The sequence below is a fragment of the Pseudomonas sp. PDM01 genome (assembly GCF_014852325.1).
In the GTDB taxonomy this organism is placed as follows: Bacteria; Pseudomonadota; Gammaproteobacteria; order Pseudomonadales; family Pseudomonadaceae; genus Aquipseudomonas; species Aquipseudomonas migulae.
In genome coordinates this window covers 1-11,981 of sequence record NZ_JACVBK010000015.1, presented here as the reverse complement: position 1 = coordinate 11,981, position 11,981 = coordinate 1, and the positions used below count along the sequence as shown (strand labels likewise).

At 59.7% G+C, this 11,981-nt stretch carries 6 protein-coding genes; all 6 read right to left on the bottom strand.

Annotated elements, in window-relative coordinates; translation table 11 throughout:
- Positions 1–52: 52 nt before the first annotated feature.
- The 6 genes from IB246_RS27775 to recC all read right to left on the bottom strand — a co-directional run bounded on the left by IB246_RS27775 (position 53) and on the right by recC (position 11,760).
- Positions 53–553, bottom strand: a complete 501-nt coding sequence (locus tag IB246_RS27775) for an OmpA family protein (RefSeq protein WP_008040811.1) — start codon at positions 551–553, stop codon at positions 53–55.
- Complete coding sequence (locus IB246_RS27770) at positions 553–1,821, bottom strand: diguanylate cyclase domain-containing protein (protein ID WP_008040810.1); 1,269 nt, start codon at positions 1,819–1,821, stop codon at positions 553–555. The genes IB246_RS27775 and IB246_RS27770 overlap by 1 nt, the downstream gene beginning before the upstream one ends.
- Positions 1,818–2,393: a YfiR family protein gene (locus IB246_RS27765; protein ID WP_008040808.1), complete on the bottom strand. Its 576-nt coding sequence runs from the start codon at positions 2,391–2,393 to the stop codon at positions 1,818–1,820. Before IB246_RS27765 ends, IB246_RS27770 begins: the two co-directional genes overlap by 4 nt.
- A 120-nt stretch (positions 2,394–2,513) precedes the next feature.
- Positions 2,514–4,622, bottom strand: coding sequence for an exodeoxyribonuclease V subunit alpha (gene recD / locus IB246_RS27760; protein ID WP_008040807.1), 2,109 nt, complete (start codon positions 4,620–4,622; stop codon positions 2,514–2,516).
- A complete protein-coding gene (gene recB / locus IB246_RS27755; RefSeq protein WP_008040805.1) occupies positions 4,619–8,311 on the bottom strand; it encodes an exodeoxyribonuclease V subunit beta in 3,693 nt (1,230 codons plus the stop codon). The genes recD and recB overlap by 4 nt, the downstream gene beginning before the upstream one ends.
- Positions 8,308–11,760 carry an exodeoxyribonuclease V subunit gamma gene (recC, locus tag IB246_RS27750; RefSeq protein ID WP_008040801.1) on the bottom strand — a complete coding sequence of 1,151 codons (3,453 nt, stop codon included), beginning with the start codon at positions 11,758–11,760 and terminating at the stop codon, positions 8,308–8,310. The genes recB and recC overlap by 4 nt, the downstream gene beginning before the upstream one ends.
- Positions 11,761–11,981 lie beyond the last annotated feature (221 nt).

The window sequence follows — 11,981 nt, the reverse complement described above, 5'->3', positions numbered from 1 at the left end:
TACGGGGGTATGTATTCCCCCAAAAAGAATAGTTAAAAAGAGGGTCAGCCGATCAATCGGCGCTCACCACAATCGACACCCGGCGGTTTTCGGTTCGACCGGCCGCGTTATCGTTGGAGGCTACCGGCTCACTGCTGCCAAAGCCCCTTAGCTCGATATTCTGTTCTTTCATGCCAACCGCGGTCAGGACCTTGCCGACGCTGTTCGAGCGGCGCAGGGACAGCTGTTCGTTGTAGGTCTCTTTGCCTGACGCATCGGTGTGACCATCAACCCGCACCCGATCGATCCCGACACCCAGCAACGCCTTGCCAATGCGCTCGACGATCTCGGTGCTCTGCGGATTCAGGCTTTCGACATCACTGCCAAACAACACTTTGCCGGACAAGCCAAACGCCCAGCCCTCGTCGGTCAACTCGAAACCTTGCTGTTGCAGCACTGCAACCTGTGCCGGACTCAAACCTTTTTGTGGTGCCGTCTGGCAACCGGTCAGTGCCAGCAAAGCCATGAACAAGGGGATCGCAAGAAATCGCAGATTGAATGAGAACACGAACATTAGCTCCTGGTTTGAACATCGGCGACAGGGTGCTCCGACCCTGACGTGTGCTGTGCACCTCTGGAAAAGCGTTTGGCCTGGTACATGGCCGCATCGGCAGCATTGAGCAGAGCACCCGGTGTAGCACCATGATCCGGGTACACGGCAATGCCGATGCTCAGAGAAGTCAAAACCTGAGTATGACCCGGCAACGGGATCGGCACTTCCATGCTGGCAATGATTTTATCGGCGATCCGCTCGGCGTCTTCGGTCTTGTGCAGCGGTGTCAGCAGGACAGCAAACTCGTCCCCCCCAAGACGCGCCACCAGATCCTCTTCGCGCAGTTGCGCGCGAACCCGATTGGCGACTGCGACCAACACTGCATCGCCAGCGGCATGACCGAAGGTGTCGTTGATTTCCTTGAACCGGTCACTGTCGAGAAACAGCACCGCTACCCGCTCGTTGAGCTTGTTGGCGTTGCGTAGTGCACGAATCAATCGTCCTTCGAAAAACGCCCGGTTCGGCAACCCGGTGAGGCTGTCATGACTGGCCTGGTGGGCGAGGGTTTCATTCTCGCTTTGCAGGTGGGTTTGCCAGGATTCGAGTTCATCGAGCAGGGCATTGAAGTCATTGCCCAGGTTATCGAGTTCGGCGATGTCGGCAGGCGGCACACGCTGGTCGAAGGCTCGTTCGCTGCGCGCAGCGTGCGCCACGAACGCCAGACTGCGCAGCGGACCGGTGATCCCGCTCAGTTGTCGGCGAGCCAGATAAAGCGCTACCCAGGCACTGGCGGCGGTGCACAGAACGATGCCCACCAGACCGCTGAGCAAGAAGCGCATCAGGCTGCCGCCGTGGCCGATCAGCAGAGTGCTGCCGATTTCCTGACCTTGATGGATGATCGGCATGCTGATGGGCTCTTCCAGAAAGGCTTTGGCCATCTGCATTTCGAGATCAGAGAACAATCCGGTTTCTGGCCGCTGCCAACGCGCCAACAACTTGCCTTGCTCATCCAGTACTTGGGCATCCGCCACTTCCTCGGTAGAAGCGATCAGCGCCAGCGCTTCAGTGGCGGCGGCTTTGTCGTTGAACACCACGGCAGCTTCCACGGTGTAGTTGATGGATCGTGCGATCAGGTGCAGGTTGTGGTCGGCATAGACCCGCAACGCCAGGACGCCGAGCAGCGTCAGCGAGATGCTGGCCATGGCCACGCCGACCAGCGCGACGATCAAATGACCGCGGCCAATGACCGAACGCAAGGTCGGACGACTGCCCGGCTTGAGTAGACTCATGGCGCCGCCGGTTTACGGCGGGACAGTTGCAGCACACTTGGGTGAATTCGCACGCCGCTACGGGCGACGGAATCGAGGTTGACCTCAAAGGACACTTGTTCATCGCCGACACGCAAACAGAACAGACTGCCGACGGTGCATTGATCGTCGCTTTCGCTGATGCTCAACACCGGATGCCCGCTCAGCGAAGCGAACAAACGGCTGCGCTCTTCGCTTGTCAGTTTGCCGATGTACACCGCGTCGCACTCACTGACAATGGATGGGTTGTCGGCCAGCAGGCGGCGCACGGTAACGGGTCGGCCGGTGGCCTGGGTGGTGCCCTTGACCAGGTCGTCGGTGTATTCGGTAGGGCCGACGATGCACAAACGAAGTTGTGCGGGCTCGACTGGCCAGCGGGCATAGCTGAGTATCCCAAGTACAACCTGCGTGACCGATTTGGCGCGCTGGTCGGCCATGCCTGGTGGGGTTTGCGCTTGAGCGAAAACGAAGCCGCTCAGCAAACAGAGAAAGCCTGCAAGTACGGCCTGCTTGCAGCCAGCAACGCACTCTGTCATCCAGACAGCCACCTTCATGCAGGGATTCTCTTCGATCGTAACGGGAGGGTGCCGCAACGATAGCACAGCGCTGAAACACCAGCGAGGCCACGTACGACGGCACTTCGGACAGTTTCCGGCGTCCGGTGCCGCCGCCATTTATTGCCTCGGCTGGACTGCCTCGTCCAACTCCAGCATCAACCCGCTCAACCGCTTGACCTTGCGTCGCACCGCCTCTTCAAACACTCCGGCACGTGGCTCGATCAATGTGAACCAGTCCTTGGCCCGGGTAATGCCGGTATAGATCAGCTCCTTGGTCAGAACCGGGTTCAGGGCGTCCGGCAAAATCAGCGCCGTATGGGCAAACTCGGAGCCCTGGGATTTGTGCACGGTCATGGCGTACACGGTTTCGACATCATTGAGCCGGCTCGGCAGGACAAAACGCACGCCACCCTGGCCATCATTGCGCGGAAAGGCCACGCGCAATACCTGACGACCCGCCTCGGGGCCATCGCGCTCTGGCAGCTTGAGGGCAATGCCGATGTCGCCGTTCATCAAACCCAAGCCATAGTCGTTACGGGTCATCAGCACCGGCCGGCCTTCGTACCACTGCTGATTGCTGTCGATCAACCGGGCCTTGAGCAACGCATCGGTCACGCGCTGATTCAAGCCCTCCACCCCCCATGGCCCTTTGCGAACGGCACACAACAACTGGAAGGCGTCAAAGGCTTGCAGCACCTGGCGTGCCCAATCGGTCCAGCGTGAATCCTCAAGCGAGCTGTCGGGCGATGGCCGCAGGTGGCGCAGCAGGCTGAGGTAATGCCGGTAGCCTTGCGGCCCATCACCATGGCCTTCGAGCAATAGGCGCTCCAGCGCCCGGTCCTGTTCACCCTTGAGGGGCAGGGAAAATACATCGCTGTGGCTTCCAGTCGCCAGAAGCTGCCGAGCCTCTTCGGGTTGTTGCCGGTTGACCCAGCGCGCCAGTTGGCCAATGCCGCTTCCCTCGCCGAACCGGCGCGAGTGACGCAGCATTACCACTTGCTGGGCCAGTGGATGAGTCCCCTGAGTGTCTTCTTGCAAACCACTGGCTGCGAGATTTTCACCACTGACCGTTTCCAGCCACTGACGCGTCTGCGGGCTATACCAACCAGCCTCGGCGTCGCGGCACAGATCACCCAGCACAGCGCCGGCCTCCACCGAGGCCAGTTGGTCCTTGTCACCCAGCAGAATCAGTCGTGCATGGGCCGGCATCGCGTCGAGAAGATTGGCCATCATCTCCAGGTCGATCATCGAAGCTTCATCCACCACCAGCACATCCAGCGGCAAACGGTTACCGGCGTGGTGCCGGAAATGTCGCGTACCGGGCCGACTGCCGAGCAGACGGTGCACGGTGGTCACGTCTGACGGAATTTTATCTCGCACGGCTTCAGCGACTTCCAGCGTGCGGACTTGTTGGCTGATGGACTCCGTCAACCGTGCCGCAGCTTTCCCGGTGGGGGCGGCGAGACGGATGCGCAAGGGTTTGCCAGCCTCCACCGCTGGCGCCTGAAGCAATGCCAGCAAGCGCACGACCGTAGTGGTCTTCCCCGTCCCCGGGCCGCCGGTGACGATGCTGAAGGCACTGCGGGTCGCCAAGGCACACGCGAGTTTCTGCCAGTCGATCAGCTCGCCAGGCTTGGCCGGACCGAACAGGCCGACAAGACGCTGGGGCAGATCACTCGGCGTGGTTTCGTGTTCGGCCAGACGCACACGCAGGGCGTCATCGATGCGCCGCTCGTAAGCCCAATAGCGGCGCAGATAAAGGCGTTTTCCCGACAGTACCAACGGCCTTTGTTGAGCCGTTTCACTCCTGTCTGCTGCCAATGCGACCAGATTGCTGGCGGCCAGCACCTTGCACCAATGGGCACCGTCCAGCGCCTCGAGCAATTGTGATGGCAGCAGCATCGCGCCACTTTGCAGATCGCCTTCCGGCGGCAATGACAACGCGAAGTCCGGCTCTTTCAGGGTCTCGAACAGGTCCAGGCAGACATGGCCGTGGCCCAATTGGTGACTGGTCAACGCCGCAGCCAGCAGCACCAGAGGGTCATCGTCGGGAGCGAGTTCGTGCAAGAACGCAACGAAGGCCTTGTCCAGCGCTCGCAACCAGCCCCGCTCTACCCAACGGGTGAGCAGCAGCAACAAGTCATCGGCGCGACTCAACGGTGCCAGACTCGCCAGACTTTCCGCTGCCAATGGCGTCGGCAGCAAATCGGCGAAGGTGCGACTCATAGCAGTACTCCCTGTTCCCAAGCGGGTTCGGCCTTGGGTTCTGGCTTGCCCTGGAACAGCCGGTCAAGACGCTCGATCAGTTCTCTTGGCGGACGGGCGAAATACACGCCCTGACTGGATGCGCGGGTGCCACGCAGGAACAGATACAGCGCCCCACCGACGTGCCGGTCGTAATCGTAATCGGCAAGCCGCGCCTTGAGTTGGCGGTGCAGGGCCAACAGGTACAGCACGTATTGCAGGTCGTAGCGATTGTCCAGAATCGACTGCTCCATGGCTTGCTCGGTATAAGCCATGTCATCGACGCCCAGCCAATTGGATTTGTAATCGGCGACGTAATAGCGACCATCATGCTCGAACGTCAGATCGATGAAACCTTTGAACATGCCATTGAGCAACACCGGTTCGGCTGCAACACGGGCAACGCCGTTGTGGGTGTATTGGCGGACCAGTTCGTCGAGTTTGAGCACATCGACTTTATGGCTGGCGAACCAGAATTCCATCTCGACGCGGTACTGGGTCAATTGCTCGAATATCACTGGCGCCTGTCCGGCACCGATGTGCAGCGGGGACTTGAGCAGGTGCTGCAGCCAATCGCTCAGCGTGGTGATCCAGCCTTCCCAGCCACGACGGTTGCAGCGGCGGGCAATGGCATCTTCCACGGCTTGTGGTGTGGCGGCAAAACCTTCGTTACCGGCCCATTCAAGCAAACCATGGAGAAAGGTGCCGGGATTCGGACCCCGAGGGAAGCGATGGATATCGGCACCGCCAGCGACCACTTCTCTCGGCGCTTCCGGGTCAAGGCGCTCGTCGTCAAACAGCTTTTGCGCTTGCGGGTTTTCCGGTGCTTCGTCACTGCCCACGCTCAGGCTGTCGCCAATGCGCAGGGCGCTGTAGGAGGCAATCCACCAGTTTTCGCTGGCCTTGCGTTTGGGTATCAGCGGGGCAAGCAACGTCGCATCGTTTTGCGGCGGGTGGTAATGCTCGACGGTTTCTTCAGGCATTTCACTGTAGTTCAGCGCCGGACAGTCCTGCTGCAAGTCTTCAAGCCAACGCGTCAACCCCGCCGATTCGGTCAATGGCGCACCACCGCCCAGCAAATAACCCAGTGCCGAAAGGTGCAGCACCGAGCTGTTGTTATTGCCGCGCTTGAGGTCCGTAACACCGAGCCAACAGGCATGTTGTGCACGGGTCAAGGCCACATACAACAAGCGCAGATCCTCGGCCAGGCGCTCATGATCGGCCAGCGCGATCAACTCGGGTGTCGGCTTCAACGTCACCTGGGCCTTGCCGGTCTCGTCGTGGTAATGCAGCGGCAAGCGGCTGCCGTCGACCGGCTTCGCCGAACACACGAACGGCAGGAACACCAACGGATACTCAAGCCCCTTGGACTTGTGAATCGTCACGACCTTGACCAGTTGCTCGTCGCTCTCCAGACGCAGTATCTGCTCTTCACCAGCCTGACCGGACAACGCCAGGTGTTCGGATAAATGCCGGATCAACGCTTGCTCGCCATCGAGTTCGGCGGCCGCCTGTTGCAACAGTTCGGACAAGTGCAACAGGTTGGTCAGCACACGCTCGCCGTCGCTTCGCGCGATCAGTGCCTGAGGTAGCTGGAAGTCATGCAGCAAGCGACGCAGCATCGGCAGCACACCCTGTTTGCGCCAGAGTTCGCGATAACCGCGGAACTGCATGACCCGCGCTTCCCACGCCAACTCGTCCTGATTCAAGCGCTCCAGCTCAGCCAGCGACAGATTCAGCGTGATACAGGCCAACGCCGCTCGCAGCGGACGCTCTACATCCGGCTCGGCGCAAGCCTTGAGCCAGGTCAGCAGGTCGTGAGCTTCCTGTGCGGCGAACACCGAGTCCTTGTCCGACAGATACACGCTGCGCACGCCCCGGGCCGTGAGTTCGGCGCGTACGGCCTGAGCCTCTTTGCCGTCACGTACCAGGATCGCAATATCCGCTGGCAGCAAACCTTTGAAGTCCTTGCCGTCCTGGATGAAACCCGCCAGGCCTTGTTGCCCGCCATTGAGCAAAGCGGTGATTTCGCTGGCGCAAGCAGCGGCTAATTGCTGTCGGTAAACGGCGCCGGACAATGGTTGTTCGGCGGGCAGATGCCAGATGTTCAGAGCGGGTACAACCTGACCCTTAACCTGCAAAACTTCTTTGCGGCCCTGGGAGGCGACCGGCAGGAACGGCACCGGATTTTCGCCACTTTTTTCACGGAACAGAAATGCGCCCCGCCCCGCTTCCCGCGACTCGGCGCGCTCGAACACATGGTTCACCGCATCGACCATGCCATGGCTGGAACGGAAGTTGGTGCCCAGGGTATGCAGCCGGCCAGTGGTGGCCTGGCGGGCACGCAGGTAGGTATAGATGTCGGCACCACGGAAGGCGTAGATCGCCTGCTTCGGGTCGCCGATCAGGAACAGGCCGCATTCAGGATTGTTGTCCTCGATACGATAGATGCTTTCGAAGATCTGGTACTGAACCGGGTCGGTATCCTGGAACTCGTCGATCAACGCTACCGGAAATTGCTCGCGGATCAGGGTTGCCAAACGTTCGCCACCCTCGGCTTGCAACGCGGCATCGAGGCGCAGCAGCATGTCATCGAAACCCATTTCCGCGCGGCGACGTTTTTCCTCCTCGAACCGCGCGCCTACCCACTGAGCGGCGTGTTGCAGGACTGCCGCATCGGGGGTCGGCAAACTGTCGAGACTGGCCTTGAGGCCAGGCATTGCGTCCAGTCCCGGGTGATTGGGCACTTCGCCTTTTTTCCACGCCTCAGCCATGCCATCAGGCGTCAGGCGAGTGAAGCCGGTGCCAATATCCAACTGCTCAAGCAATTCATCTTCGGCCCAGGCTTTTATCTTTTCGAACCAGGGTTCGAAATAGCGTGCCTGCATCTTCCGACCGTCGACGTTTTTACTCGCGACGCCCTCATGACAGATGGCAAGCAACTCGTCCGCCCATTGACGCCAAGGCATTTTGAGTTCGAGCAATGCGGCTCGTCGCTCTTGCAGACACTCAGTGATCAGCTCGACAGGCTCTTTGCCTTCAGCGCTGTGGCGCTCACTGGCGAACAAACCACGAACTCGCGGCAACAGGGCTGCGGGCCCGCCCCAATTACCGCGCACCCAATTCAGCGCATCGCCTTGCATCGGGTAACAAAACAATCGCCAGTAATCGCGCAGAACCTCGCCGAGCAAATCACTGTGATCGGTTTCCAGGGTCTGGGTAAACAGGCTGCCACTGTCGAACGCGTGCTCGCGCAACATGCGCTGACACCAACTGTGGATGGTCGAGACAGCCGCTTCGTCCATCCACTGAGCAGCGATGTCCAGACGGTTTGCGCATCCGGACCACTGCTCGGGAAGGTACTGTTCACGCAGCTCTGCAATCAGGGCATCCGGCGCCGGTGTTTCATCGCGGAAAAATCGTGCGGCTTCGGCAAGACGCGTTCGAATACGTTCGCGCAGCTCTTTGGTCGCGGCGTCGGTGAACGTCACTACGAGGATTTGCGGCGGTAACAGTTCACGTCCAAATCCGCTCGATTCCCCGCCGTGGCCCAAGACCAGACGCAGGTACAACGCGGAAATAGTGAAGGTCTTGCCGGTCCCGGCACTGGCCTCGATCAGTTGACTGCCGCGCAGCGGGAACGCCAGGGCCAACGGTGTCTGGCTGGTCATGAGCGCGGCTCCTCGTTGGTCAATGAGCGCCAAGGGGCTTCCAGCATTGGCTTGTACAAGGCGTTGCACCAATCGGCGAAGGTCTCGTCGGCAATCAGTGCGTCATAGTCAGCAAACTGCCGGGCGAGCGCGGGACTTTCGCGGCGCTCGCCGTCAGTGGTCAGGCCGTCGCCTTCATAGGCCTTACGAGCAGCGGCGTCGGCTTTGGCAGGATCAGTCTGGGCCAGCCAGGCAAACGCCGTTTTTACTGCAATGGGTAGAGGTTGGCGCATGCCTGCTTGCCAGGCCATCAGCAGGTCGCTCAAGGTTCGGAATGCAACATCCTTTTCCATTGGGCCGAGCAACAGGCTGTCGTCACTGGCCACCAGCGCAGTGGTCATGGCCATTCCACTGGCGCTGGCAACCAGATGATTGACCCATGACCGTGTCAGACGATGCCATTTGCGAGACTTGATCGAGCCGATGCTGTTGGGAATCGTGGTGACCGACAGCAAACCACCGTCAGCTCGCTGATGCAGACCGCTGAGCCAACCTTCGAGGCGCAGCCCTTGCAGCTCAAGACTCACAGGTAAAGCGCTGGTGAGCGGTGTCGGCCATAGGGCCAAAAGCTGTTGATAACGCTGCAGCAGATCCGGCAATGGCTCGATCAATTCCCGTTGCAGGCATTCGCCAAAGCCGGCCATGGGCAGCAGGCCGCTGTTTTGCAGACGCTTGGCCTGCGCCTCCAACGCCTGATCGGACTGATCCAGATGCTCCAGCGCGGCGTCGAGCAAACTGTCGCTGAGGCTGTAGCGTTGCAGCGCGTCGAGGACAAATGGCTCCTCATCGGCAAGCGGCACTTCAGCCGCTTCAAAGAACACCTTCAGCCGCTGACTGAAGAAGTGCCGCACCGGGTTGCGCAGAAAGTCCTGCAGTTGGCCAAGGCTTAGCGGCTCTTCCTGAACATAGGGGGCGAGGATGCCGTTATCGGCTGCCGACTCAACAGCATGATGAAGCACCTGCCATTCGCTGGCGTAGCTGAACAAGTCATCGCCTTCGTGGAAATAGCGGGCACTGAACGGCTGTAACGGGTGCTCCTGAGTCATTGCCTCAAGCAAGTCTTCATCGGCATTTTGCAGTCGCCATCCGCTGGCCAGATGGTCGCGCAGTTGGCCAATCAGCACAGAAGCCGGGCGCTCGCTGTTATCGCGAATGCTGCGGCCAACCCAACTGATGTAGAGCTGGTTACGCGCTGACAATAGCGCTTCCAACAACAGATAGCGGTCATCTTCGCGCCGGGAGCGATCACCCGGACGGTAATCGCTGCCCATCAGGTCGAAGTCCAGTGGCGGTTGCGCACGCGGATAATCGCCATCATTCATCCCGAGCAGGCAGACCAGCTTGAACGGGATCGCGCGCATGGGCATCAGGGTACAGAAGTTAACTGCACCGGCGAGAAAACGTTGGGACAAGCGCCCCTGATCGAGACCGGCGAGCCAGGCTTCACGAACAACGGTCAACGGCAACTCGTCATGCAGACCGACAGACTCACAGGTCTCAAGCCAGGTTTCACGCAACTCTTCGAGCTGGGCAAGCAAGTAGTCGTCGTGCTCATTACTGGCCTGGAAAAACAACTGCACCAACGCTTGCAGGCGCATCCCCCATTGCAGGGGCGGCGCAGGTCGGGTGAGTTCCTGGTGAGCAATTTCAAGCGCATCCAGGAGCGCCACTAATGGACCTATGAGCGCGGCGTCCAGACCACCAATCTCATCGTAGGGCTCGATACCTTGGCAGGCACCGGCGCTGCCGACTGCATACCCAAGCAACATCCGCCGCAAGCCGAATCGCCAACTGTTTTGCTCCAGTTCCTGCGGCAATCCAAGCCCCGCTCGTTGCTCGGCGCTCATGCCCCAGCGGATGCCCGCGCCTTCGATCCAGCGATGCAGGGTCGGCAGGTCACGTTCCTCTACACCGAAGCGAGCGCGCAACGCTGGAACGTCCAGCAGATCAAGGATCTCACTGACGGGGAAGCGACTGTCGGGCAGTTTGAGCAGGTGTTCGACAGCAATCAGCAACGGGTCACGACCGCGCTGGCCTTGATCTGCGAGCGTGAATGGAATGAAGCGTGGGTCATGGCGTTCAAGCTGGCCGAACACGGCACGAATATGCGGTGCATAACTGTCGATGTCCGGAACCATCACGATAATGTCGCGCGGTCTTAACCCAGGATCAGCACTGAAGCGTGCGAGCAACTGATCGTGAAGTATCTCTACTTCGCGCTGAGCACTGTGGGCAATGTGAAAACGGATCGATTGATCCGCGTCTGTATCGACTGCCGGCCAGCGTTCGCGCGTTTCATTCAGAGGACGCAATTCGAGGATGTCGTCCTGCAGCTGGTTCAGCAGGTTCTGTGGCTGGCTGTCACTGAACAGATCAATGCGCCCATCACGAAACGCCGAGCGATAGCTGTTGGGATCGTCATAGCTGTCTAGCAGATTAATGTAGTCCCGCCCTTGTTTACCCCACGCTGCCAACAGCGGATGTGCATGCTGATGCAGGGTTTGAGAATCCAGCACGACCGGCATGCCACTCTTGCGAGCCTGACGTTTGTATTGATGCCGTAACAGGTCTTTATCAGCGACGATGTCCGCCCAATGGTGACGACACGGGTTGTGCACGCAAAGCAGAACCTGGCTGAAACGGGCCAGTCCGGCGAGTGCTTCCAGAGCCTGAGCGGGAAGCGAAGAAATCCCGAAAACGATCACTCGGGATGGTAATCCGTCGGGGGCGACATCGAGGTTGTTAATGCGCTCGATAAATCGTTGATGGACGCCAGCACGACTTTGCGACATGCCTTGCTCCCCCACATCCAGCAACAACGCACGCCACAATTCCGCCTGCCAGCAGTTGGCCGGGGTCAGGGGTTTGGCTTCACCCCGACCGTTGCGTAATTGATGACGACCTTCAGCCCAGTCTTCAAGCCAGTCGGCTCGGTACACCTGATACTGGTCGAACAGGTCTGCCAGTCGCTCGGCCAATTGATAGCGTTTGCGCAGATCGGTGTCATTGGTCAGAAAGCGTTGCAGAGGTTCGAAGTGGGGCTGACCTATCAACTGCGGAAGCAGCCGCATGAGTCGCCAGGTCAGCGGGGCCTTATCGAGCAATGACTTGGCGGGAATTTCATCTCGACCAAGCACCATGCGATAGAGCTGCCACATGAAGCTGCCCGGCAACTGCACGTCGATGGCTGCGGCGATTCCGCAGCCGCCCATATCGTCCTCTTCCGGGTCTTCCGCCAGTGCCAGCTTTAGCCACTGGGCGATGCCGTTGCTCTGCACCAGAGCGATTTCATTTTCCAAGGGAGCCAGCGGGTATCGCCGCATCCAGCTGACCACCAGGCTGCGCAGCTCGTCCAGGCGGTTACCGTGAACCACCATAAAACCAGCACTGAGGGACGTCGCGTCCGGCATAAAGGCTTCCTTGGAGAAATACAAAAGCTAGGGCCGAACCTTAGCATTGTCGGGGGACTGTGACAGCCGGGAGCTGTCCGGTAATGCTGTACGAACTTTCCTGCGGGCAAAACAAAACCCCAACTGCTTTCGCAATTGGGGTTTCGGAATTTAATCTTGACGATGACCTACTCTCACATGGGGAAACCCCACACTACCATCGGCGATGCATCGTTTCACTG

What these genes read in the sequence shown, in the direction of transcription:
- IB246_RS27775 (WP_008040811.1), bottom strand. Translation starts at nt 553, where the DNA reads ATGTTCGTGTTCTCATTCAATCTGCGATTTCTTGCGATCCCCTTGTTC.
- IB246_RS27770 (WP_008040810.1), bottom strand. Translation starts at nt 1,821, where the DNA reads ATGAGTCTACTCAAGCCGGGCAGTCGTCCGACCTTGCGTTCGGTCATT.
- IB246_RS27765 (WP_008040808.1), bottom strand. Translation starts at nt 2,393, where the DNA reads ATGAAGGTGGCTGTCTGGATGACAGAGTGCGTTGCTGGCTGCAAGCAG.
- recD (WP_008040807.1), bottom strand. Translation starts at nt 4,622, where the DNA reads ATGAGTCGCACCTTCGCCGATTTGCTGCCGACGCCATTGGCAGCGGAA.
- recB (WP_008040805.1), bottom strand. Translation starts at nt 8,311, where the DNA reads ATGACCAGCCAGACACCGTTGGCCCTGGCGTTCCCGCTGCGCGGCAGT.
- recC (WP_008040801.1), bottom strand. Translation starts at nt 11,760, where the DNA reads ATGCCGGACGCGACGTCCCTCAGTGCTGGTTTTATGGTGGTTCACGGT.